This window comes from Anaerocolumna xylanovorans DSM 12503 (assembly GCF_900143645.1).
Classification (GTDB): Bacteria; Bacillota; Clostridia; order Lachnospirales; family Lachnospiraceae; genus Anaerocolumna; species Anaerocolumna xylanovorans.
In genome coordinates this window covers 1-25,172 of the sequence record NZ_FRFD01000007.1, presented here as the reverse complement: position 1 = coordinate 25,172, position 25,172 = coordinate 1, and the positions used below count along the sequence as shown (strand labels likewise).

Annotated in this window: 24 protein-coding genes; 22 read left to right on the top strand and 2 right to left on the bottom strand. The window is 41.6% G+C overall.

The window, feature by feature from the left end; translation table 11 throughout:
• Window positions 1-2: 2 nt before the first annotated feature.
• From BUF11_RS12140 to BUF11_RS12030, 22 genes are all read left to right on the top strand, one after another.
• Entirely contained in the window at window positions 3-1,250 is a 1,248-nt protein-coding gene (locus BUF11_RS12140) for an LCP family protein (protein ID WP_073589133.1), read from the top strand.
• A gap of 193 nt (window positions 1,251-1,443) precedes the next feature.
• Window positions 1,444-2,439 carry a M23 family metallopeptidase gene (locus BUF11_RS12130; protein ID WP_073589131.1) on the top strand — a complete coding sequence of 332 codons (996 nt, stop codon included), beginning with the start codon at window positions 1,444-1,446 and terminating at the stop codon, window positions 2,437-2,439.
• A gap of 191 nt (window positions 2,440-2,630) precedes the next feature.
• Complete coding sequence (locus tag BUF11_RS12125) at window positions 2,631-3,434, top strand: GTP pyrophosphokinase (protein WP_073589130.1); 804 nt, start codon at window positions 2,631-2,633, stop codon at window positions 3,432-3,434.
• A gap of 68 nt (window positions 3,435-3,502) precedes the next feature.
• Window positions 3,503-4,891, top strand: a complete 1,389-nt coding sequence (locus BUF11_RS12120) for an RsmB/NOP family class I SAM-dependent RNA methyltransferase (RefSeq protein ID WP_073589129.1) — start codon at window positions 3,503-3,505, stop codon at window positions 4,889-4,891.
• 238 nt (window positions 4,892-5,129) lie between these two features.
• Window positions 5,130-5,843, top strand: coding sequence for a pseudouridine synthase (locus BUF11_RS12115; protein WP_073589128.1), 714 nt, complete (start codon window positions 5,130-5,132; stop codon window positions 5,841-5,843).
• Window positions 5,844-5,967: 124 nt separating this feature from the next.
• Window positions 5,968-6,615: an HAD family hydrolase gene (locus BUF11_RS12110; RefSeq protein ID WP_073589403.1), complete on the top strand. Its 648-nt coding sequence runs from the start codon at window positions 5,968-5,970 to the stop codon at window positions 6,613-6,615.
• Between the two features lie 68 nt (window positions 6,616-6,683).
• A complete protein-coding gene (locus tag BUF11_RS12105; RefSeq protein ID WP_073589127.1) occupies window positions 6,684-7,682 on the top strand; it encodes an RluA family pseudouridine synthase in 999 nt (332 codons plus the stop codon).
• A gap of 36 nt (window positions 7,683-7,718) precedes the next feature.
• Entirely contained in the window at window positions 7,719-8,255 is a 537-nt protein-coding gene (locus BUF11_RS12100; protein WP_073589126.1) for a Holliday junction resolvase RecU, read from the top strand.
• A gap of 266 nt (window positions 8,256-8,521) precedes the next feature.
• Window positions 8,522-9,781 carry an ATP phosphoribosyltransferase regulatory subunit gene (gene hisZ / locus BUF11_RS12095; RefSeq protein ID WP_073589125.1) on the top strand — a complete coding sequence of 420 codons (1,260 nt, stop codon included), beginning with the start codon at window positions 8,522-8,524 and terminating at the stop codon, window positions 9,779-9,781.
• Window positions 9,782-9,876: 95 nt separating this feature from the next.
• Window positions 9,877-10,524, top strand: coding sequence for an ATP phosphoribosyltransferase (gene hisG, locus BUF11_RS12090; RefSeq protein WP_073589124.1), 648 nt, complete (start codon window positions 9,877-9,879; stop codon window positions 10,522-10,524).
• A 56-nt stretch (window positions 10,525-10,580) separates the two neighbouring features.
• Window positions 10,581-11,876, top strand: a complete 1,296-nt coding sequence (hisD, locus tag BUF11_RS12085; RefSeq protein WP_073589402.1) for a histidinol dehydrogenase — start codon at window positions 10,581-10,583, stop codon at window positions 11,874-11,876.
• Window positions 11,877-11,878: 2 nt separating this feature from the next.
• Window positions 11,879-12,469, top strand: coding sequence for an imidazoleglycerol-phosphate dehydratase HisB (hisB, locus tag BUF11_RS12080; protein ID WP_073589123.1), 591 nt, complete (start codon window positions 11,879-11,881; stop codon window positions 12,467-12,469).
• Between the two features lie 9 nt (window positions 12,470-12,478).
• Complete coding sequence (gene hisIE, locus BUF11_RS12075) at window positions 12,479-13,825, top strand: bifunctional phosphoribosyl-AMP cyclohydrolase/phosphoribosyl-ATP diphosphatase HisIE (RefSeq protein WP_073589122.1); 1,347 nt, start codon at window positions 12,479-12,481, stop codon at window positions 13,823-13,825.
• 149 nt (window positions 13,826-13,974) lie between these two features.
• On the top strand, window positions 13,975-14,442 hold the full coding sequence (gene rimP, locus BUF11_RS12070) for a ribosome maturation factor RimP (protein ID WP_073589121.1): 468 nt from the start codon (window positions 13,975-13,977) through the stop codon (window positions 14,440-14,442).
• Window positions 14,443-14,528: 86 nt separating this feature from the next.
• Window positions 14,529-15,581, top strand: coding sequence for a transcription termination factor NusA (nusA, locus tag BUF11_RS12065; RefSeq protein WP_073589120.1), 1,053 nt, complete (start codon window positions 14,529-14,531; stop codon window positions 15,579-15,581).
• 4 nt (window positions 15,582-15,585) lie between these two features.
• Window positions 15,586-15,861 (top strand): RNase P modulator RnpM, encoded by a 276-nt coding sequence (rnpM, locus tag BUF11_RS12060; RefSeq protein WP_073589119.1) that lies wholly within the window; start codon window positions 15,586-15,588, stop codon window positions 15,859-15,861.
• A complete protein-coding gene (locus BUF11_RS12055) occupies window positions 15,845-16,228 on the top strand; it encodes a L7Ae/L30e/S12e/Gadd45 family ribosomal protein (protein WP_073589118.1) in 384 nt (127 codons plus the stop codon). Before rnpM ends, BUF11_RS12055 begins: the two co-directional genes overlap by 17 nt.
• A gap of 18 nt (window positions 16,229-16,246) precedes the next feature.
• Window positions 16,247-19,600 carry a translation initiation factor IF-2 gene (infB, locus tag BUF11_RS12050; protein WP_073589117.1) on the top strand — a complete coding sequence of 1,118 codons (3,354 nt, stop codon included), beginning with the start codon at window positions 16,247-16,249 and terminating at the stop codon, window positions 19,598-19,600.
• Between the two features lie 122 nt (window positions 19,601-19,722).
• A complete protein-coding gene (rbfA, locus tag BUF11_RS12045; RefSeq protein WP_073589116.1) occupies window positions 19,723-20,118 on the top strand; it encodes a 30S ribosome-binding factor RbfA in 396 nt (131 codons plus the stop codon).
• A 35-nt stretch (window positions 20,119-20,153) separates the two neighbouring features.
• Window positions 20,154-21,107, top strand: a complete 954-nt coding sequence (locus BUF11_RS12040; protein ID WP_073589115.1) for a DHH family phosphoesterase — start codon at window positions 20,154-20,156, stop codon at window positions 21,105-21,107.
• A gap of 17 nt (window positions 21,108-21,124) precedes the next feature.
• Window positions 21,125-22,033 carry a tRNA pseudouridine(55) synthase TruB gene (gene truB, locus BUF11_RS12035; protein WP_073589114.1) on the top strand — a complete coding sequence of 303 codons (909 nt, stop codon included), beginning with the start codon at window positions 21,125-21,127 and terminating at the stop codon, window positions 22,031-22,033.
• Window positions 22,034-22,052: 19 nt separating this feature from the next.
• Window positions 22,053-22,979, top strand: coding sequence for a bifunctional riboflavin kinase/FAD synthetase (locus BUF11_RS12030; protein WP_073589113.1), 927 nt, complete (start codon window positions 22,053-22,055; stop codon window positions 22,977-22,979).
• 94 nt (window positions 22,980-23,073) lie between these two features.
• On the opposite strand, the gene pdxR is transcribed toward BUF11_RS12030, so the two are convergent.
• Both pdxR and BUF11_RS12020 read right to left on the bottom strand, forming a co-directional pair.
• Complete coding sequence (gene pdxR, locus BUF11_RS12025) at window positions 23,074-24,498, bottom strand: MocR-like pyridoxine biosynthesis transcription factor PdxR (protein ID WP_073589112.1); 1,425 nt, start codon at window positions 24,496-24,498, stop codon at window positions 23,074-23,076.
• Window positions 24,499-24,528: 30 nt separating this feature from the next.
• Window positions 24,529-24,918, bottom strand: coding sequence for a MerR family transcriptional regulator (locus tag BUF11_RS12020; protein WP_242952367.1), 390 nt, complete (start codon window positions 24,916-24,918; stop codon window positions 24,529-24,531).
• Window positions 24,919-25,172: the final 254 nt, after the last annotated feature.

Here is a 25,172-nt window from a genome sequence, read left to right as displayed (position 1 = left end):
TTATGCAAAAGTCCGAGTCAGATACAGATACGAAAGAAAGATACAGTGAATCGCCAGAAGATCCCCTGGGAGTGCAGATATTAATCCGGGGACAGGAAGATGAACTGTTAAACGATATTACAGAAAGCCTTAAGGAGCAGGTAGCGGCTGAAATGGCCCCGGCAGAAAAAGCCGCCGGACAAGGCTTAGGAAAAGGAAAGCGAAAGAGGCTTAAGATTTTCCTTGGAGCAGCTGTCATGGTTTTTGCTGTTATATTGATTCTTTTTGCCACGCCCTTGGGCAGAGGTTTTCTTTTTGATGCTGTTTCAGGTTATGCCTATGGTAAGATGGCTCATGATGATAGGAATACCATAAAGCAGCAACTTGCTGTTCCGGGTATAGCAGAAACAACAGTGACTCCTGCAATAACTGAAACTCCGGTGGGGAATGAGGAAAATCAGCAGGAAGATAATACGGTAAATATTCTGCTGTTGGGAGAAGAAGCCATAGATTCCGGCTCTGCTGATGGACGGACAGATATTATGATAATAGCTACACTGGACAAAAAGGAAAAGTGTATAAAGATTACTTCCCTTATGAGGGATATGCTGGTTCAGATACCGGGGTTCAGGGATAACAAGTTAAATGCTGCTTATGAATATGGGGGAGTGCCTCTTTTATACGATACGCTCTATGAGAATTTCGGCATCCGTCTGGACGGTTACATGCTGGTAGGGTTTAATACCTTTGAGAATGTCATTGATAAGCTTGGAGGAGTAACCATTACACTGACCCGCAAGGAAGCTGATTATCTAAACAGCACCAATTATATTTCCAAAGAAAAATACCGCAATGTTGTGGCAGGCTCACAGGTATTAAACGGTAATCAGGCACTGGGCTATTGCAGAGTCCGTTATGTAGAAGCAGGAAATCATGAATTCAATGATTTTGGAAGGACTTCGAGGCAAAGGACAGTGTTGAATGCAATTTATGAAAAATACAAGACAAAAAGCCTTCCGGAACTGGCTTTATTAGCAAATGGTATCCTGCCGGATATTACTACGGATTTAACCCAGGAACAATTCACAGATTACCTAAAGGAACTGGTTGAAATTAAGGGAAATCCCTTACAAACCCTTAGAATTCCTGCGGATAACACCTATGATGTGGGAACCGTCAGAGAAATGTCTGTTTTGATACCTGATATGAAGGAGAATGCCAGTCTTCTTAAGAGTTTTATTAATGAAACGGAAGAAACCGAAACCCCATAGCTTTCCTTTACCGGAAAGCCATGGGGCTTTTTTTGCCGCTGGATGCCGGAGGCAGTCCTGCATCTATGCAGAGGCCGCAGTCGTTTCGTTTAAAGGGATAATTTTCAGGAACAGTTTTGGTGATTTATTCATGGTGATTTATTCGCCTAGACAGGCATATAATGTTAAGAATATCTGATAATAAAACGGTGCCATGAGTAATAATAGAATAAAAAAAAGACTTTATAGGATAAGCAGTAACAACCAAAGAAAAGCCGGAAAGCAAATCAGGCCATTTGCGGTGGAAGGTGTGTACAGGCACAGGTTTCCCGCACTATGGAAGGGAAGACAAAGGGGGCATTTAAGGCAGAAAATCCTTGCAGGAGTACTATTGGTATTTTTCATATTTACCTTGGTACGGTTATCAATCTGGCTGGATTCCTGCGATTTTACAAAAGTTTCGCAGACAATCATAAGAGAGGGCATTGACTATGATTATTTCAGGGAAATGCTGCTGCCGGAGGAGGTATACAGGGATATTAACGTATGCTATCAAAGCGGGGAAGAAAAAGAAAGTGAATGCAGGGCAGAGTATGCTGCGATATATACGCTGTTAAAGCAGAATAATCTGCTAAAAGGGGATAATATCTCTGCCAGAAAATTAGATTACTTAAAAGAAAGTCTTAAGGATAATAAATCCTGTCAGGAATTAATGGGCTATTATGAAACCATTATTTCGGATCTTAAGCTTTTTCCGGTAGATGCAACCAGTGAAGAGGATGAAGTGTCCTATGGTGATACCTGGAGTGAATTAAGAAATTATGGAGGGAACAGGAGACATGAAGGAACGGATATTTTCCCAAAGGAAAATATCCCGGGAAAATATAAAGTAATAAGTGCTACCGATGGAGTAGTAGAAAGGCTTGGCTGGTTGGAAAAGGGAGGATATCGGGTTGGAATACGGGCTCCTCATGGAGCCTATATTTATTATGCCCATTTGGACTCCTATGCAAAGGGTCTAAAAATTGGTGATATTATAAAAGCAGGTGATCTTTTAGGTTATATGGGTGACAGCGGGTATGGAAAAGAGGGGACCAAAGGCATGTTTCCGGTACATCTTCATTTTGGCATATATGTAGACACCACTTTAGGGGAAACAAGTGTCAATCCTTACAGAAGCCTTCTGTATCTGGAAGGGAAAGATTCGTAACTTCACCAATTTCAAAGATATCTTTTATGCGTTTTCTATGCTGTCCCCGCTTTAATTTATTTCCACAAAGAGGCAATTTGTGTTATAATAATATTGGACTGCAATATTTACAGAAGATAAGCTTTCATTGAAATAATATGCTAGAACAAGAGGGATACGAAGGAACTATTTGTATCCGGAAAGAGGTTTTCATGGAAATACAGTTATGGAGAGAAATTCTTGATCCTTATGCTTTGGCAGTAGATGAGCTGGTAGTTAAATTCAATCATATTATTGAAGAGTATAAGAAGAAAGGGGAATACTCACCAATAGAACAGGTTAACGGCAGAGTAAAGACCATTTCAAGTATTCTGGAGAAGGCACAGAAAAAAAATATTCCTCTGCAGGATATTGAAGAGAAGATGGAGGATATAGCAGGTATCCGTATTATCTGCCAGTTTGTTGAGGATATCGAAAAGGTAGTGGAAATTATAAAGATGCGTACCGATATGGAAGTAAAGAGTGAGAAGGATTATATCAACAACATGAAACCAAGCGGTTACAGAAGTTACCATATGATTATTTACTACAAGGTGGAGACACTAAAGGGAACCAAGCAGGTTCAGGCGGAGATACAGATTCGTACTCTGGCTATGAATTTCTGGGCGACGATAGAACATTCCCTTCAATATAAATACAAGGAAAATATGCCGGAACAGATAAGGGCAAGGCTTAGTAAGGCAGCAGATGCCATAATATCCTTAGACCAGGAGATGTCCTCTGTGAGAGATGAAATTATGGATGCACAGAATTCTTTTAAGCTGAAGGCAAATATGGTGGCGGATATACTGACCAATATACAAAATCTCTATAAAGTGGCTAATAAAAGGGAAGTAATAAAGATACAGGATGAATTTTTTAAGATATATGAAAGTGGTGACCTGGAACAGTTGGAACGGTTTAACAGAGAGCTGGATAAGATATCCGAAGGGTACCGGGCCCAGAGTCTTAGATAGGGATTTATCTTTTAAATATGTATTAATAAATAGCAAACAGTAATTTGCTGCGAAAGAAAGAGGCTGGAATGAAATTACCGCAGACATTTGAAGAACGAATGAAGAGTTTATTGGGAGAGGAATATAAGGAGTATGAAAAGAGCCTTGATGAGAAGCATTACAGCGGAATCAGGGTAAATACCTTAAAGATAACACCGGAAGAATTCGAAAAGATAGCACCTTTTCCGATAACACGAATTCCCTGGATTAAGAATGGCTATTATTATAATCAGAAGGAACAGCCCGCAAGGCATCCCTATTACTTTGCAGGTCTTTATTATATACAGGAACCCAGTGCCATGACACCGGCAAGCTTACTGCCCATCACACCGGGTGATAAGGTCTTAGATATTTGTGCCGCACCGGGAGGGAAGAGTACGGAATTAGGGGCAAGGTTATGCGGAAAGGGAGTACTAATATCCAATGACATATCCAATTCCAGAGCAAAGGCCCTTCTTAAGAACATAGAGCTTTTCGGAATCCGCAATCCGGTAATAGCCAGTGAGGCACCCGGTAAGCTGGTGGATTACTTTACGGAGTATTTTGATAAAATTCTGGTAGATGCACCCTGTTCCGGCGAGGGGATGTTCCGTAAGAGCCCTGCCATCATGAAGAATTGGGAACAGTATGGAGTGGGTTATTATAACAAGCTGCAAAAGGAAATTATCATACAGGCAGCGAAAATGTTAAAACCCGGCGGATACCTTTTGTATTCTACCTGTACCTTTTCACCGGAGGAAAATGAAGGGACAATATCCTACCTGTTGGAGCAGTTTCCGGAATTTCAGGTTGTAAATCCCCTTACGGATAGCAGTGTTTCTTATGAAGGGTTTTCACAGGGAAGGCCGGAATGGGTTGGCGGCAGGGAAGAGCTTAAGAACTGTATCCGGTTATGGCCGCACAAGATAAAAGGGGAAGGGCACTTTATAGCTCTATTGAGAAAAGGGGATTCTGCCAGTGGAATCAATCAGGCAGAGAGTGCAGAAAGCTGTCAGGGAAAAGTTAAGCTGCCAAAAGAAACAGAGGATTTTCTCGCAGAACTTTCCCTTCCAATAAAGAAAGAAAACCTTTTGGTAAAAGAGGACAGGCTGTATCTTCTTCCGGATGGGCTGCCAACGTTAAAAGGGCTTCGCCTTTTGCGTCAGGGACTTTTACTTGGAGAGATGAAGAAGGGCCGGTTTGAACCCAGTCAGGCATTGGCTTGCGCTTTGAGTCAGGGAGATTATAAAAAAACAATAGACCTAAACAGTGGCAGTTTTGAAGTGATAAAATATCTAAAATGTGAGACAATAGAAGGAAACAGCCCTTATGGAGACGGATACCATCTGGTGACAACAGATTCCTTCTCCCTGGGCTGGGGAAAGCTTTTAAAGGATTCGCTAAAGAATAAATACCTCCCGGGCTGGAGATGGATGTAGTGTGAAAATTAAAAAATAATTTTCACTTTCTATTTGGGCAGTTTCGCAAGTAAACTTGCGAAATGCATGGGTGTTAGTGTGAAATAAAAAATTTCACACCCTGATTTGAGGCAGTAAATCATCTGCAAGCAGACGATTTATGCCATGGGAGCTAGAGTGGAGACAGCAAGATTATTAAATCCTTGATTTTGTGTAAATAGACGGCAGATGAAAGGAACAGAAAGGATACCGCTAACAGATGGGAGAAAGCCTGCGATTGGATAAATACCTTGCAGATATGGGAGTTGGCACCCGCAGTGAGGTAAAGGGATATATTCGTAAAGGAAGAGTAAAGGTAAACAGCCAGGTAGAAAAACAGCCGGAGCGTAAAATCACCGGAGAAGATACCGTTACCTTTGATGAAAGGCGTATTTCTTATATAGAAACAGAGTATTATATGCTTAATAAACCGGCAGGAGTAGTATCTGCCACCAGGGACAAGCTCTCATCTACAGTTGTAGACCTTATTGATGAAGGAAAGAGAAAGGACCTTTTTCCTGTGGGAAGACTGGATAAGGACACAGAAGGACTGTTATTGATTACCAATGACGGAGACCTTGCCCATAGACTGCTTTCTCCTAAGAAACATGTTAAAAAGCTTTATTTTGCCAGAGTACAGGGAAGGGTAGAAATGGAAGATGTTTTAAGATTCCAGGAAGGTATTACTCTGGAAGAAGACTTTACCACACTCCCGGCAGAGCTTTTAATCAAAAAGACAGGAGAAGAATCAGAGGTATTTGTTACTGTCTGTGAGGGCAAATTCCATCAGATAAAGCGCATGTTTGAGGCAGTGGGAAAAGAAGTGCTATACCTAAAGAGGCTTAAGATGGGAGAACTGGCTTTGGATGAAACACTGTGCCCTGGGGAATACAGAAAGCTTACAAGGGAAGAAATTGAACTATTGAAAAATTGACAGAGGAATGAATAGTGTGAATTATTGAAAAACATAATTCACTTCTTATTTGGGCAGTTTCGCAAGTAAACTTGCGAAATGCATGGGAGTTAGTGTGAAAAATAAAATGACATTAAAAAGAGAAATATTTCAAGGAATAGAAGCAGTTTTGTTTGACTTGGACGGAACATTAGTTGATTCCATGTGGATGTGGGAAAATATAGACAGAGAGTATTTAAGGCACTTTGGCATTGAACTGCCGGAAGATCTTCAGGTGCTGGTACAGGGAATGAGCTTTTCAGAAACAGCAGTTTATTTTAAAGAGCGTTTTTTAATCCCCGATTCCGTAGAAGATATCAAAGCGGAATGGAACAGGATGGCCTGGGATAAATATTCTAATGAGGTACCCTTAAAGGAGGGGGTTCTTACATTTCTTGAGAATCTAAAAAACGAGGGAATCTTAATGGGAATAGCCACCAGCAATTCAAAGGAGCTGGTGGAGCTGGTAATTGCCAAGCTGGGAGTTTTAGAATATTTTGGTTCTATCAGAACCTCCTGTGAGGTGGCAAAGGGTAAGCCTTCCCCGGACATTTATCTTTTAGTAGCCGAGGATTTGAAAGCCAAGGCAGCAAACTGCCTTGTGTTTGAAGATATTATACAGGGGATCCAGGCGGGAAAGAGTGCAGGAATGAAGGTGTGCGGTGTGTATGATAAGTACTCGGAGGGAGATACCGATAAGAAGAAAGAGCTTTCTGATTATTATATCCATTCCTATCTGGAACTTATAGGTTGAAAAACAAAGATACTGTTTTTCAACTGCGCACAAAGTCTCCAGACTTTGAAAGGAGCATGGTTATAAAAATGAAGACCATAATTGCAGGTAAAAATGAGGCGGGGCAAAGACTTGACAAGCTGCTCTTTAAGATCTTAAAGAAAGCTCCGAAAAGTTTTATCTATAAAATGCTGCGTAAGAAAAATATAACCTTAAATGGTAAGAAAGCCGAAGGCGGTGAACCGGTACAGCCGGGGGATGAAATAAAGCTGTTTTTATCAGAGGAAACCATTGAAAAATTCACGGAAAGCTATGTGATTCCTCTGCCGGAACAGGAAACAGGGCAAAAGGAGAAGAAATCCAGTGAAAGTTTTCAGGTGGTTTATGAGGATGACAATGTCTTAATTGCCAATAAGCCCGCCGGAATGCTCTCACAAAAGGCAAAGGAAACGGACATTTCCCTGGTGGAATATCTTATCTCCTACCTGTTGGATACAAAGAGCATAACCTTAAATGAATTAGAGACCTTTAAACCGGGAATCTGTAACCGCCTTGACCGGAATACCAGCGGACTGGTAGCCGCAGGAAAAACTCTGGCAGGACTTAAGACCCTCTCTGAACTGCTCCGGGAGAGAACTCTTTCCAAGTATTATCTATGCTTTGTAAAAGGAGAGGTAAAGGAAGAGAAAAAGATAACCGGATATCTTCTTAAGGATGAAAGGACAAATCAGGTTACGGTTTTAAAAAGCCCAAGAGAAAATGCCGACTATATTGAAACAGAATATATTCCCATAAGAGGAAATAAGGATTACACCCTTTTAAGGGTCAAATTGATAACCGGAAAGACCCATCAGATAAGGGCGCACTTAAGCAGTATAGGCTGTCCTATCATTGGGGATACCAAGTATGGGGACAGGACAGTCAATGAGAAGTTTAAAGTTAAGTTCAGGCTGTCACACCAGTTGCTCCATTCCTACGAGATGGTATTTCCTGACCGCCTGGAGGGGGAACTTTCCAACCTGTCAGGGCTGAAGCTTGTGGCAGAACTGCCTGTGTACTTTGAAAATATCTTAAAGGCATGTATCTAAACAGCACGTGTTTAAACAAAAAGGGAGGTAGTAAAAATGCCCTCATGGAATTCAAGAGGTCTTAGAGGTTCCGCCCTGGAAGAACTGATAAATCTGACCAACACCAAATACCGGGAAAAAGGCCTTGCACTCATACAGAAAATACCCACACCCATTACACCGATTAACATAGATAAGGAAAACCGCCATATAACCCTGGCTTATTTTGAAGAGAAGAGTACCGTAGACTATATTGGTACGGCACAGGGAATACCGGTGTGCTTTGATGCCAAGGAATGTGCCAGTGACACCTTTTCCCTTCAGAATGTCCATGAACACCAGGTGGAATTTATGAAAGATTTTGAGAAACAGAGCGGAATTGCCTTTCTCTTAATCTATTTTTCAAAAAGAAATTGCTATCATTATCTTCCGTTGAAGGATTTTCTGGTATTCTGGAACAGGGCAAAAGAAGGCGGCAGAAAGAGCTTCCGCTTTGAGGAACTTGATCCTGAAAATGCAATATCCTGTATGAATAGTATCTATATACACTATCTGGTCAACCTTGCAAAGGATGCGGACGGAAGAGAAAATTAAAGGTTGACATGGTAGGGGCATTGTATTATAATTGTCTCACATCTATCTGCTAATGAATTATCACGTTACCACAATAAAGCGTCCTACATAATCTTTGATTTACCTGATAATCAATGGGTATAGTAAAAAGAAAGCAGAGAGATTCCGGTTGAAAGAAAATTCAGAGGAAAGAGTACGCCACAGGTTCCTTCTTTCAGCTTTTAAGTGGCAGGGACAGGAAAGCAAGTACAAAAAATCAGCTTTCAGACTTCCCAACAGGTGTGGATATGAACGATAAACTGCTGCATACACCGGAAGGTGTCAGAGACATTTACAACCATGAATGTGAGAGAAAGCTAAAAATACAAAGTAAGCTCCATCATGTTATGGAACTTCATGGTTTTCGGGATATACAGACGCCAACCTTTGAATTCTTTGAAATCTTTAACCAGGAACGTGGTACAGTACCTGAAAAGGATATGTACAAATTCGTTGACAGGGAAGGAAATACCCTGGTTTTAAGACCGGATATGACACCGTCCATTGCTCGGTGTGCCGCTAAATATTACAAAGAAGAAGAGCTTCCCATTCGTCTGTGCTATATGGGAAGCATTTTTATAAATAATAACAGTTATCAGGGAAAACTAAAGGAATCCACCCAGCTTGGAGCGGAGCTTATCAATGACCCATCTGTTAACGCGGATGCGGAGATGCTGGCGCTAACCATAGAATGCCTTTTGGAAACCGGACTGAAAGAATTTCAGGTCGAAATCGGAGAAGCAGGTTTCTTTTATGGGCTGACAAAGGAAGCAGGCTTTACAGAAAAGGAAGAAGCACAGCTTAGAAACCTGATAGAAGAAAAGAACATGTTTGGGGTAGAGGAACTTTTATCGGAAAAGGAAATCAGTGCAGAGCTAAAAAAAGCTTTTCTTACCCTTACAGAGCTTTTTGGTTCTCCGGAATGCCTTTTTGAAGCTAAAAGCCTTACTAAGAATGAAAGGGCCTTAAAAGCTATTGAGAGACTGGAAGAGGTATATGAAATCCTTACACTTTACGGATTGGAAAAATATATTACCTTTGATCTTGGGATGCTTAGCCAATATAATTACTACACGGGGATTATTTTCCGGGCATATACCTATGGCACAGGAGACATTATAGCCAGTGGAGGAAGGTATGACAACCTGGTGGAGCAGTTTGGCAAGACGGCTCCGGCCATTGGAATAGCCATATTGGCAGACCAGCTTATGATGGCCCTTATGAGACAGAAGATTGCAATAGAAACAAGGACGGACAATACCCTGATATTATACCGGAAGGAATGGAGAGAGACAGCCATCCGGTTAGCAAACCGGTTCCGCAGTCAGGATATGAATATAGAGCTTATCAGCTATGAAAATGAACATCCTTTAGAAGAGTATATGGAATATTGCAAGAGAAACAGTATAGGGGGTATCCTTTTCTTTGATAAGGAGAATCTTGTTGAGGTAATGAACTGCCAGACGGGAGAGAGGAATACCGCAAGCCTTTCAGAACTTTTAGTTTGAAAAATGCGTTGCATTTTTTAATTTCTATTTGGGCAGTATCGCAAGTAGACTTGCGATATGCAAGGGGTTTAGTTTGATAAATGGAGTGTGTTTAGATGAGATATTTGACATTTGCGTTAGCCAAAGGAAGGCTGGCAAAAAAGACAATGGAGATATTAGAGCAGGTGGGATATACCTGTGAAGAGATGAAGGATCCGGATTCCAGAAAACTGATATTTGTCAATGAAGAGCAGAAAATTAAGATATTCCTGGCAAAAGCTAACGATGTTCCTACCTATGTGGAATATGGAGCAGCCGATATCGGAGTCGTAGGAAAAGATACGATTTTAGAAGAGGGCAAAAAGCTTTACGAGGTTATTGATTTGGGATTTGGCAAATGCCGGATGTGTGTGGCAGGTCCTTTATCAGCGAAAGAACTGTTGCAGCATGGGGAATTAATCCGGGTCGCAACCAAGTATCCTAATATTGCCAAGGATTATTTTTATAATAAAAAGCATCAGACAGTAGAAATTATCAAACTTAACGGTTCTATTGAGCTTGCCCCTATTGTTGGATTATCTGAAGTGATTGTAGATATCGTTGAAACCGGTTCAACCCTTAGGGAGAATGGGCTTGAGGTTTTGGAAGAAATCTGCGGGCTGTCAGCCAGAATGGTGGTAAACCAGGTAAGTATGAAGATGGAACAGGAAAGAATCAACAAGCTGATAACTGATTTAAGGGAAGTACTTATAAAAGCCAAATGACACAGGGAAAAATCCAAGAGCAAAGAATAAAGCTGATATTCGGAAAAGAGGTCATGATGAGGATTGAAAGGTTAGAAAAAGGAATAAAAGAAGATATTCTAAGAAATCTGTTAAAGCGAAGTCCCAACCAGTATGAGACTTATGAAAAAGCGGTGGCTGAAATTATTGAGGGAGTAAAGGTAAGAAAAGATGCTGCTCTTTTTGAATACACCAAGCGTTTTGATAAGGCAGATATTAACCGGGATACCATTCTGGTAACCAAAGAAGAGATGGAAGAAGCTTACAATTTGGTGGACCCCGAGGTAGTACAGGTTATTAGAAAATCCGCAGAAAACATCAGAACCTATCATGAAAAGCAGAAGCAGTACAGTTGGTTTGACAGTGAGCCAAGTGGGATTATACTGGGACAAAAGATTACTCCCTTAGCATCCGTCGGAGTATATGTACCGGGAGGAAAGGCAGCCTATCCCTCTTCTGTTCTGATGAATGTAATCCCTGCAAAGGTAGCAGGAGTTAAGCGTATTGCTATGACCACACCGCCGGACAGTGAAGGGAAAGTTTATGCCGGAACCCTTGTTGCTGCAAAGGAAGCAGGTATTACAGAGATTTATAAGGTGGGAGGCGCACAGGCGATAGCAGCTCTTGCCCATGGGACGGAATCCATAAAAAAAGTGGATAAGATCGTGGGGCCGGGCAATATTTACGTAGCACTGGCAAAGAAAGCTGTATATGGCCACGTAAGTATTGATTCCATCGCAGGACCCAGTGAGATACTGGTGCTTGCGGATGAAACCGCCAATCCAAGATATGTGGCTGCTGACCTTTTATCACAGGCAGAGCATGATGAGCTGGCAAGTGCTATCTTAATTACCACCAGTGAAGAATTAGCTTATAGAGTATCGGAAGAAGTAAAGAAGTTCACATCTGTGTTGTCGAGAAAAGAAATCATTGAAAAATCCCTTGATAATTACGGCTATATCCTCATAGCTTCTGACATGGATGAAGCAGTGGAGACAGCCAATGAGATAGCCTCTGAACACCTTGAAATTCTCACAAAGGATCCCTTTACCCTTATGACAAAGATACAAAATGCCGGAGCAATCTTTCTTGGGGAGTACAGCAGTGAGCCACTTGGGGATTATTTTGCAGGACCCAATCACGTGCTTCCCACCAATGGAACAGCCAAGTTCTTCTCACCCTTAAGTGTGGATGATTATATTAAGAAATCCAGTATTATCTCTTATTCGAGAGAAGCCCTGGAACCGGTTTATAAAGATATAGTACGCTTTGCCCAGGCAGAAGGCCTTACCGCCCATGCCAATTCCATTGCAGTACGTTTTGAGGAGGAATAGGCATGGATAGAACAAGCACTATCACCAGGAAAACAAAAGAAACAGATATTACACTTTCCATCAACCTGGATGGAACCGGTGAAGCCAGGATAAAGACAGGAATCGGCTTCTTTGACCATATGTTAGAGGGCTTTGCAAAGCATGGTTTTTTTGACCTGGAGATAAAGGCAGAAGGCGATCTTTATGTGGATGGGCATCACACGGTGGAGGATACGGGAATTGTATTAGGACAGGCAATCCGTCAGGCACTGGGAGATAAAAAAGGAATTAAACGTTTTGGAAACTTTATGCTTCCAATGGATGAATCCCTTGTGGTATGTGCCATTGATTTATCCGGAAGACCTTATCTGGTATGTGACCTTGGAAGCCTTGCCCCTATGGCAGGAGAGCTTGACACAGAGTTAATACAGGAATTTTTCTATGCTCTATCCTATAGTGCCGGTATGAATCTTCATATCAGGAAGATTCATGGCAGCAACACCCACCACATTATTGAGGCAGCTTTTAAAGCCTTTGCCAAGGCTTTGGATGAAGCATCTTTCTTTGATGGAAGAATAAAGGATGTACTGTCTACAAAGGGAACAATAGAATAGGAGGCAGTCATGAAAAAGAAGATTATACCGTGTATAGCTTATAATAGAGAGAATACAGAAGAATTTTTGGCGCAGGGGGTAGCTTATGAAGCCTATGGTGCTGATGAGCTTTATATTAGCTGTGATACCAAAGACTATTCCTGTAAGGAAGAATTTTTAAAGGCAGCCGGGGAGTTGGCAAAGAAAGTGGATATTCCTATTATAATCAGCTGCCATATGGAGCGCTTTGAAGATGTAAAGAAAGCACTCTATACCGGAGCCAGAGCCATAGCAGTAAAGGTCCGGGACTTAAAGGTATCCGGTGAGCCGTCAGGAGAATCACAAAATACGGTGGAGGAAACCACCGTTATGAAGGCATTAAAAGAAGCTTCCACGCGTTTTGGAAAAGACAGAATTTATCTGGAGATAAAGGAAAACGAAGAAAACAGCTGTTTAGCAGCATGGGCGGGAGAGTTTGTTTCGGCTGTTATCGCAGAGAGAACAGAGGCATCGTCAGACAGCACCGATGGTAAGCCCTTGGATAGTAATCTTCCGGTAATTATTAAGAACTGTAAAGAGACAGGCACAGAGAAGGAAGAAACAGGCCGGCAGCAGGATACACAGCTTTTTATAAAAAAGAAGCTTTTAGGAGATAACATAGAAGGAATTATTACGGATTATTATAAGAGCCAGGATTTATACGCTGCCAAGAAAGCCTTAAAAGCAGAAAGTATTCCTGTGAATACCTGCGAAAGCAGCATCCCATTTTCTGCGATGAAGAAAAATAATGACGGACTCCTGCCTGTTGTGGTACAGGATTATAAGACCAAGGAAGTCCTTATGGTTGCCTATATGAATGAGGAAGCCTACAATATGACAGTTGAAACGGGCCGAATGACCTATTACAGCAGAAGCCGCAGTAAGCTTTGGATAAAAGGAGAGACATCGGGACATTTCCAATATGTGAAGTCTTTGACGGTGGATTGCGATAAGGATACCCTTCTTGCCAAGGTACGCCAGATAGGACCTGCCTGCCATACGGGAAGCCCCACCTGTTTCTTTGAAGAAACCTATAAAAAGCCCTATGATGATACAAACCCTTTGACCGTATTGGATGAAGTATACAGTGTTATTATGGACCGCAAGGAGCATCCCAAAGAAGGCTCCTATACCAACTATCTTTTTGATAAGGGCATTGACAAAATATTAAAGAAGTGCGGAGAAGAAGCAGCAGAGATTATTATAGCAGCAAAGAATCCGGATTCTTCGGAATTAAAATATGAGATATCCGACTTTTTATATCACATGATGGTGCTTATGGCAGAATGCGGACTGGACTGGAAAGATATCGTAAAAGAGTTAGCTCATAGAAGATAAAAGTTTGAAGATAGAAAAATCAAAAAATGGGAAATAATACTTGATTTCCCTTGCGATTGATGTTATAATAAATAATTGAGAGTGTAAAAGTATTTGAAAGGAGTGGACGAAAGTCCACTCTTTGTATTTATAGAAAGGTTTAGGTGAAGATGACAAAGAAAGAAGAATATGAACAGAAGACGGAGCAGTTGTTAGCGCCGATCATATCTGAGCATCAGTTAGAGCTGGTGGATGTGGAATATGTAAAGGAAGGAAGCAACTGGTATCTAAGGGCTTACCTTGATAAACCGGACGGTATCACTGTAGACGACTGTGAATTGGTCAGCAGAGCATTAAGTGATTTGTTGGATAAGCATGATTTTATACCGGATGCCTACATTTTAGAAGTCAGCTCGCCAGGCCTTGGAAGACAGCTTAAGAAAGAAAAGGATTTTAAGAGAAGCCTTGGTGAGGAAGTAGATGTAAAGCTTTATAAGGCAATTGAGAAGCAAAAGCAGTTTACAGGTATATTAAAGGCTTACGATGAAGAGAAGATAACCCTGGAATTTGAAGAAGGCGAGACACTGGATATTCCGAGACAGAACATTTCCTTAATACGCCTTGCATTTGATTTTTAGCTCTTAATAAGAAGTGAAAATTGTTTTTTGATTTTCACACGAAGAAAATCCCTAGAAACAGGAGAAAAGAGGAGGATTAACAGAAAATGAATGGTAACAAAGAGTTAATTGACGCATTAAATCAGATTGAAAGAGAAAAAGATATCAGTAAGGAAATTCTGTTAGAAGCCATGGAGAACTCACTGGTAGCTGCCTGTAAGAACCATTTCGGAAAGGCAGATAATATCAAAGTTAACATAAACAGAGAAACAGGTGCTGTAAATGTCTATGCAGAAAGAGAAATCGTAGAGACTGTAACAGATCCTGTTATCCAGATAAGCGTTGTGGAAGCGAGATTAAAGTTTCCCAAGAATGATATCGGCGACATCGTTAATGTGGAAGTAACTCCTAAGAATTTTGGACGTATTGCTGCCCAGAAGGCAAAGCAGGTAGTGGTACAAAAAATCAGGGAAGAAGAAAGAAAAGTATTGTATAACCAGTATTACAGCAAAGAAAAAGATGTGGTAACCGGTATCGTACAGCGTTATGTAGGAAATAATGTAAGTATCAATCTGGGAAAGGTGGATGCGGTTCTTACGGAAAATGAACAGGTTAAGGGCGAGCATTTCAGACCTACAGACCGTATAAAATTATATGTGCTGGAAGTAAAGGACACCACCAAGGGACCGAAAATCACCGTATCCAGAACTCATCCTGAGTTGGTTAAGAGGTTATTTGAATCTGAGGTTGCAGAAGTAAAGGACGGAACCGTAGAAATCAAGAGCATATCAAGAGAGGCCGGTTCCAGAACAAAGATTTCCGTTCATTCCAACAACCCGGATGTTGACCCGGTAGGTGCTTGTGTCGGTATCAACGGAGCCAGAGTAAATGCAATTGTAAATGAACTTAGAGGAGAAAAAATTGATATCATCAGTTGGAGCGAGGATCCTGTCATTCTCATAGAGAATGCTTTAAGTCCTGCCAAGGTAGTGGCTGTCTCTGTAGATGAGGCAGAAAAGAGCGCCCGTGTTATCGTGCCGGACTACCAGCTCTCCTTAGCTATTGGCAAGGAAGGACAGAACGCCCGTCTGGCTGCAAGATTAACAGGCTTTAAGATTGATATCAAGAGCGAGACTCAGGCTGACGAAATTGGATGGTAAACATATGGCAGCAGTAAAGAAGATTCCCCAAAGGCAGTGTATCGGCTGCGGTGAGATGAAGAATAAAAAAGAAATGATCCGTGTTATTAAAACACCGGAGAATATTATAATGCTTGATACTACGGGCAAAAAGAACGGAAGAGGTGCGTATTTGTGCAAATCGGAAGAGTGCTTTGTCAAGGCAGTAAAGAGCAAAGGCCTGGAAAGGTCCTTAAAAGTAAATATTCCCGGGGATGTGTATGAGGAATTGAAGAAGGAGCTGAATGGACTTGGCATATGAAAACAATAGCACAAATACAGAACAGGGTATTGAAAAAAAAGTATTTTCTTATATTGGTTTAGCAGCAAAGGCAGGAAAACTCTCAAGTGGTGAATTTATGACCGAAAAGGCTGTAAAGGAAGGAAAGGCAAAGCTTGTGATGGTTTCCGCCGATGCATCAGATAATACGAAAAAGATGTTTACCAATATGTGTACTTACTACAAAGTGCCGATTTACTTTTTTGGTGATAAGACAAAACTCGGGCATGCTATTGGAAAAGAATTCAGGGCTTCCCTGGTTCTATTAGACAAGGGTCTGGCTGATGCGGTAGAAAAGCAACTGAACATGTTAATGAGTGACACATGCGAAGAAAGCACTGAGTCATGATAAGTGGAGGTAGTAAGTATGGCTAAAATTAAAATATATGAACTGGCAAAAGAAATTAATATGCAAAGCAAGGATATTGTAGGTTTTTTAAATGAAAAAGGCGTGGATGTCAAAAGTCACATGAGCAGCATCGATGATAAGGAGATTAGCATGGTAAAAGGGCGTTTCGCTCCCCAGTCAGATCAGACTGAGAAAAACACTTCCGTAGCTGCAACAGCATTAACTGCGGAAAATAAAGAAAAGAAGGCGGAAACTGCACCGGGTAATCAGGCTGACAAACTTAAGACAGCTTCTGTAGGTGTGGGACAGAATGCACCAAGAACCGGTTTTACGGAACATAATAATGGGGAACAGGGCTCCCGTGGTTCCTATCAGGGACAGAGAAACGACAGAGACGGTGTGCATAACAGGAACAACCAGGGACAAAGACCGGAAGGAAGCCAGAGAAATTATAACGATAATTCTGAAAGACGTCCTCATCAGCAGGGAACAAGACCGGACCAGGGGCAGAGACCGGACCAGGGACAAAGAACGGAAAGAGAAGGCTTTACCAGAGCACAGGGGGCACAGAGTGCTCATCCACAAGGCGCAAACAGACCTTCTTATCAGGGGCAGAGACCGGACCAGGGACAAAGAACGGAAAGAGAAGGCTTTACCAGAGCACAGGGACAGAATGCACCCTACCGTCAGGGAAATCAGAATAACCAGAACCGCCCTTACGGAGGAAACCGTCCACAGGGACAGCAAGGTCAGCAGGGTCAGCAGGGACAGTACAGTCAACAGGGACAGGGAAATGGCGGAAGGCCCCAAAATGACAGAGGTGCTAATAATCAAGGTTATCAGGGTGGCACAAACCGTCCTTACGGAAATAATTCCTATGGAAATAACAATCAGGGTCAGTATAACAGAAATAATAACAACCAGGGCTATAACAGAAACAATGACGGTACCAGCCAGGGACAGTATAACAGAAACAATGATGGTACCAGCCAGGGGCAGTATAACAGAAACAGTGACGGTACCAGCCAGGGGCAGTATAACAGAAACAGTGATGGTACCAGCCAGGGACAGTATAACAGAAATAATAGTGGAACCGGCCAGGGCCAGTATAACAGAAACAATAGTGGAACCGGCCAGGGACAGTATAATAGAAACAATAGTGGAACCGGTCAGGGACAATATAACAGAAATGGTGACTCACAGAACAGAACGCCTGGAACCGGTCAGGGAAGACCTTATTCAGCGGGAGGAAGACCGGCAGGAAGCGGAGGCTACCGTCCGGGCGGCGGCCAGTATGGCGGAAATTCCGCGGGCCGCAGTAATGGTCAATCTTCTGGCTTTGGCGGTATGAATAAGGATAAAGATGATACGAATGACAGCAGGAGAAGAAGTACCGGAACCAGAACGGATTCTACCAAGAAATTTGATGCACCTATCGGAATGTCAAGAAGTGATTCTGTAAATGTCAGAAACAGCAGAGGAAATAAAAATGGCAAAAATACAAAGAATACCTATGAGAAGAATTTCGATAACGAGAACAATGATGAAATCAAACTGCCTAAGAAGGGCCAGTTTATTAAGCCCAAGGCTATACAGCAGGAAAATAAGGAAGATGAGATTAAAACAATTGTAATTCCTGATGTGCTGACGATTAAGGAATTGGCAGATAAGATGAAGATGCCTGCAGCAACACTTGTAAAGAAGCTCTTTCTTTCCGGCAAGATGGTATCGATTAATCAGGAAATTACCTTTGAAGAAGCAGGGGAAATTGCCATTGAATATGAAATCATAGTAGAGCATGAAATAAAGATTGATGTTATAGAGGAGCTCTTAAAGGAAGAAGAAGACGATAGCGAAACTCTTGAAAAGAGACCGCCTGTTATCTGCGTGATGGGTCATGTTGACCACGGTAAGACTTCCCTTTTGGATGCAATCAGAGAGACGAATGTAACTTCCCATGAAGCCGGCGGTATTACCCAGCATATCGGAGCTTATGTTGTAGAAGTTAACGGAGAGAAGATAACTTTCCTTGACACCCCGGGACATGAAGCTTTTACCTCCATGAGAATGCGCGGTGCCCAGTCTACGGATATTGCAATTCTGGTAGTCGCAGCAGATGACGGTGTAATGCCGCAGACAATAGAGGCTATCAGCCATGCAAAGGCAGCTGGTATTCAGATTATTGTTGCAATCAATAAAATTGATAAGCCCAGTGCCAATATCGAACGTGTAAAGCAGGAACTGACAGAATATGAGTTGGTTGCAGAAGATTGGGGCGGCGATACCATATTCGTTCCCGTATCTGCACATACTAAAGAAGGAATTGAGCAGCTTCTTGAAATGATTATCCTTACGTCAGAGATGATTGAATTAAAGGCAAATCCCAATAGAAATGCCAGAGGAATTGTTATCGAAGCAGAGCTTGATAAGGGAAGAGGTCCCGTTGCTACTGTTCTTGTTCAAAAGGGAACACTCCATGTGGGTGATTCTATCGCAATTGGTTCTGCTTATGGTAAGGTAAGAGCCATGATGGATGATAAGGGCAGAAGAGTAAAGGATGCAACACCGTCTACTCCTGTTGAGATACTAGGATTAAACGAGGTTCCTGACGCAGGTGAAATCTTCATAGCAACCAGTACCGAAAAAGAAGCAAGAGCTATTTCCGAAACCTATATTTCACAGGGCAGAGAAAAGCTGCTTGCTGATACCAAAGCAAAACTTTCTCTTGATGGCTTATTTTCACAGATTAAGGCAGGTAATATAAAAGAACTCAACATCATTATAAAAGCAGATGTTCAGGGCTCTGTAGAAGCTATGAAGCAAAGCTTATTAAAGCTTAGCAATGAAGAAGTAGCAGTCAGAATTATACACGGTGGTGTTGGTGCTATCAATGAATCCGATGTAAACCTTGCCAGCGCTTCCAATGCTATTATCATCGGATTTAATGTAAGGCCGGATAATGTGGCAAAAGAAAAGGCAGAGAGTGAAAAGGTAGATTTGAGACTTTACCGTGTAATTTACAATGCCATTGAAGATGTAGAATCTGCCATGAAGGGTATGTTAGAGCCTATCTATGAAGAAAAAGTCATAGGTCATGCAGAAGTAAGGCAGGTATTTAAAGCCTCCGGCCTTGGTCAGATTGCAGGCTCCTATGTTTTAGACGGTAAGATTCAAAGAGGCTGCTTTGCCAGAATAACAAGAGAAGGCAATAAGACTTATGAGGGCTCTCTGGCTTCCTTAAAACGTTTTAAGGACGATGTAAAGGAAGTAGCAGCAGGCTATGAATGTGGTCTGGTATTCGAAAAGTTCGATGATATCAAAGAATTCGACCAGGTGGAGCTTTATATTATGGAAGAAGTTCCAAGAAAATAAAAAGGTAAAAACTGCGCCATGGGGAGAAAGAGCAAGATTGATCCTTATGGCGCAAGCCTTAAGAAAGTTAAAGTTTGTGCCAAAGCCCAAATTCGCGGTGCTTCGGCAGAATGGAGAGTTATATGAGAAAAAACAGTATTAAGAACACCCGTATCAACGGTGAAGTTCAAAGAGAAATAAGCCAGCTAATAAACAGAGAAATAAAAGATCCAAGAATTCACCCCATGACTTCTGTTGTAGCAGTGGAGGTGGCACCGGATTTAAAATCTGCCAAGGTATATATCAGTGTACTTGGTGACGAGCAGGCGCAAAAAGACACATTGCTTGGTTTACGCAGTGCAGCTCCTTATATGAGAGGACAGCTTGCCAGAACAATTAACTTAAGGAATACGCCGGAATTAATCTTTATCATGGACCAATCCATCGAATATGGTGTTAACATGTCGCGTCTGATTCATGAAGTTACAAAAGATTTACAGGATGATGACAAGGAAAGCAATGATTCTATGCCAGAATAGACGGTGATGGACAAATAGCCAGGGAGGTATGTAGAATGGATTTGCTAAAAGAAGTGGGGAACGTTAATTCTATCGGAATAGCCGGGCATATGAGGCCGGATGGGGACTGTGCCGGTTCCTGTCTGGCCCTATACCGTTATTTGAGCCAGATAAAAAAAGATACACAGGTAGATATCTATCTGGAAGAGATACCGGAAAAGCTTCAGATTACAAAGGATGCCAAAAAGATAAGGCAAACGAATAATGAGGGCAAAGTATATGATGTATTCATTGCGCTTGACAGCGGAAGTTTGGACAGATTGGGTTTTGCAGAGGAATATTTTAAGAGAGCCGCTAAAACAATCAATATTGACCACCATATCAGCAATACGAATTTTGCGCAGATAAATCATGTAGTACCTGATGCCAGTTCAACTTGTGAAGTTCTTTATGAGCTTATGGAAAAAGAATATATTGACCTTACCATTGCAAATGCCCTTTATATGGGGATAATACATGATACAGGAGTCTTTAAACACAGCAACACCACAAAGAGAACTATGGAGATAGCAGGTGCTCTGATTGAGAAGGGTGTGCCATTTTCGGAAATGATTGATGAGACCTTTTATCGTAAGGATTATCATCAAAATCAGATATTGGGAAGATGTCTTTTGGAAAGTATATTTTTACTTGACGGAAGATGTATCGTATCCTCTCTTAGCAGAAAAATGATGGAGTTTTATGAGGTTGAGTCATCAGATCTTGATGGAATCATAGACCAGCTTCGTATTACAAAGGGAGTGGAAGTCGCAATACTCATTTATGAATCGGATTTCCATGAATGTAAAGTCAGTATGAGGTCAAACGGAGCCGTGGATGTCAGAAAGATTGCTGTATATTATGGCGGCGGAGGGCATGTAAGAGCAGCCGGCTGCACGATGCATGGAACTTTTCATGATGTTGTAAATAATCTGACACCCCATATTGAATTTCAGCTAAAGAACAGATAGAGAACAGGAGTACTTCGTTGATAAACGGAATTATTAATGTATATAAAGAAAAAGGATATACCTCCCATGATGTAGTGGCAAAGCTTCGGGGAATCTTAAAGCAGAAGAAAATAGGACATACGGGAACACTTGACCCTGATGCGAGGGGAGTTCTGCCCGTGTGCCTTGGTAATGGAACAAAGCTGTGTGATATCCTGACAGATAAAAGCAAGACTTACCGTGCAGTGTTACTGCTTGGAAAGGTTACGGATACGCAAGATATTACCGGTACGGTGCTGGCAGAAAAGCCGGTTACTGCAAGCAGGGAAGAAATAATAAATACCATTCTTTCCTTTCAGGGCACCTATGCCCAGATTCCGCCTATGTATTCTGCCCTTAAAGTAGATGGAAAGCGTCTTTATGAACTTGCCAGAGAAGGAAAGGAAATCGAAAGACAAGCCAGAAATGTTGAAATACATAGTATAACGGTAGAAAGCTTTAACGGCGAAACAAATGAGGCGGTTATTGTAGTGGACTGCTCAAAAGGAACCTATATCAGAACTCTTTGCCATGATATCGGTGAGAAGCTTCTTTGCGGCGGTTGTATGAAAGAACTGGTAAGGATACGGGCAGGAGAATTCGAAATAGTAAAAAGCCTGAAGCTTGATGAGATTGAGGCAAAAATGAGAGCAGGCGTGTTAGAAGAGCATATCATACAAGTTCCTGATATGTTTCCCGATTATGCAAAGGTATATGTAAAGAAAGAATTCGAGAAGAAGCTTTACAACGGTAATTCTTTAAGTATAAGCCAATTAGAGCAGGAAATGGCTGGATTATGCGATATGACGGATAAGGTCAGAGTATATGGCGGAGAAAACAATTTTACCGGCATTTACGAATATTGCCCGGCTGAACAGATAATAAAACCCTATAAAATGTTTTTATAAAGCACGGATGGGAGAAAATATGGAATATATAGCAGGAAGAGCAGATTTTCAACTAAAAAGAAGTGCAGTAACCCTTGGGAAGTTTGATGGACTGCATTTAGGTCATCAGCTTTTGCTGAATAAGATAATTGAGCAGAAGAAAAGAGGGCTTAATGCAGTTGTATTTACCTTTCTCTATCATCCCGGTAAGCTGCTTTCAGATAGAGAAATGGAATTAATCTATACGGAAGAGGAAAAGCAGCATATTCTTATGGAATATGGGCTGGATGTTATGATTTCCTTTCCATTTACGGAAGAAACAAGGTCTATGGAGCCGAAAAAATTCATCGAAGACATCCTTATCAATAAACTGGATGCAAAATATATCGTAGTCGGTTCGGACTTCTGCTTTGGCAGGGACAGAAGAGGAAATGTAAAGATGTTAGAGGAGTATGCTTCTGTTTATGGCTATGAGCTCGAAATCATTGAGAAGAAGAAAATCGAGAATGAAGAAATCAGCAGCTCCTGTATCAGAGAGCAGATAGGAAAAGGCATCATGGAGAAGGTACAGGAACTTCTTGGGAGGCCCTTCTCTGTCAGGGGGGAAGTCCTGCATGGAAGAAAAATCGGCAGAACGATCGGATTTCCCACTACCAATCTGATACCGGATAAAACTAAGCTGCTTCCGCCGGATGGAGTATATATATCCCTTACAGCCATTGAAGGAAAAGAATATCCGGGCATTACCAATATCGGACATAATCCTACGGTGGGAACGACACCGGAGAAAAGAGTGGAAACTTTCCTCTTCGATTATGACAATGACCTGTATGGAAAATTCATTCAGGTATCCTTCTTAGAGAGAATGAGGGGAGAAGAAACATTTCATTCCCTTGATGAGCTGAAAGCTCAGATGGATAAGGATATGGACTATGGCAGGGAATACTTTCAGAATAAGGGTAGATGATTGCCCAATGGAGCATAAACGTTATTACATTATAAAAGCACCGGAAAAACCAGGTTACAGGCTTTTCCGGTGCTTTATTTCACAATGTCTTACTTCAATCTGTTAAAAAATCTTTTAAAATTTCATATAAAGCAAGGGTTCCTTTTTTTATTTCATCCTCTGATAAGTTTGCATAGCCAAGAAGAATTCCGGGAAGGGTATTAGCACCCGGTACAATATAGTGCCTGTTCAGGCCGTATAGCTTGATGCCGCCTGAACAGGCCAGGTCAAGAAGTTCCTTTTCCGTCAGGGAGGTTTTGAAATAAACCACCAGATGTAGACCTGCATGTTCCCCTTCCAGGATAATTTTATTCTGGAATATCTTTAGTGCCTGAAGCAATAAATCATGTTTATTCTTATACAGGGTTCGGATTTTATTCAGATGACGCTCAAAATATCCGTCTGCCAGAAAGTGAGTTATGATGTACTGATCTACTCTGGAAACAGTGGAAGCGAACATGCCAAGGTGCTTCTTATAGAGCGTTAAGAGTTCCTCCGGCAGTACCATGTATCCGACACGGATTGCAGGAGCAATGGCTCTTGAAAAGGTGCCAAGGTAAATGACCTTCCCCAGGGAATCCATTCCTTTAAGAGCAGGAATGGGTTTTCCTTTATAGCGGAATTCACTGTCGTGGTCGTCTTCAATAATATAGCGTTCATTTTTCAGCGAGGCCCAGGAAAGCAGCTCCTGCCTTCTTTTAACCGGCATTACCAGTCCCAGAGGATATTGATGGGAAGGGGTTACGTATACGACATCCGCTTTTGATCCGGAAAGCTTGTCAACACGGATACCATTTTGGTCTAATCCCACGGGAAGTACTTCAAACTGCATACCGGTGGTAAAAATCTCATAAGCACGTTTATAGGTGGGGTTTTCCATGGCTATGATAACAGGGTTATCTGTCTTTTGTACGGAAAACAGTTTTGAGAGCAAAAGCAGGAGATAATCTGTTCCGGCTCCCACAATAATCTGTTCCGGCGAGCAAATTACACCTCTTGAGCTGTAAAGGTATCCGGCAATAGCATTACGCAATGATTCATCACCTTTGCTGTCACCTAAGAGGAAAAGTTCATTGTTATATTCATTCATGCAATCTTTCGAGAGTTTTCTCCAGATATTATGGGGAAAGCTGTTAATGTCAATAGCAAAGGGAGAGAAATCATATAAAAAAGATTTCTTTTCTTCTTTCTTATTTTCTTTTCTGTTTAACGGCATCAGAGGAATGGAAGCAAGAGCAGAAACGGCAGCAACATAAAAGCCGCTTTTGGGGACTGACTCAATATAACCCTCCGATACCAGCTGGGAATAGGCCATATCTACCGTATTGCGGCTGATATTCAGATGTGTGGCCAGGCTTCTGGCGGAAGGAAGCTTGGAGCGTTCCGTAAGCCTGCCGTCCTTAATGTCATTTTTAATATAGGAATAAATCTGTTCATACATGGGAACAGGGGATTCAAGGTCTATCGGTACTGAGAGCATGAAAAAGCCTCCTTGCAGAATTTATACTTGTTATACAGCATCTTGCTGGTCGCCGTCTATATGGAAAATCCCTATCTCTTTATAGTGATCGATTTTATAATTTACCGTGTCCAGGCTTTTTTTCAGTTCTTTCATTTGATGTAAGATATGTTCTTTATGCTTGAGAAGCATTTCCTTGCGGGTTTCTGCGGTTTCTTCCCCCTTTAGGCAAAGGTTCATAAATTCCTTGATGTTTTCGATAGACATTCCGGAATTTTTAAGGCAGCAGATTAAACCAAGCCAGGCAATGTCATTGTCGGAAAATTTACGGATTCCCGAAGGGGTACGTTTTACTAAAGGAAGCAATCCCTCCTTGTCATAATAGCGCAGGGTATAAATGGACAGACCGGTTCTTACAGAGACTTCTTTAATTGTATACATAAGGCTTCCTCCAGATATCAAATAGTCTAAAAAGGTTTCCTTAACCATAACACAATCCGTTTACAGTGTCAATTTACTTGGGGAGGATGCCAGACAGAGAGATATTTATTTCCCTGTCAAATTTGATTGAAATAGGATGCTGGGCAGGATGCCGGGTATTTCGTTAAGTGAAAAGGTAAATTCATGTTTTTTATTAATCCTTGATTTTGCAGGACTAAAATCACGTTTTACCAGTTTACGAGTTGCTAAAATTG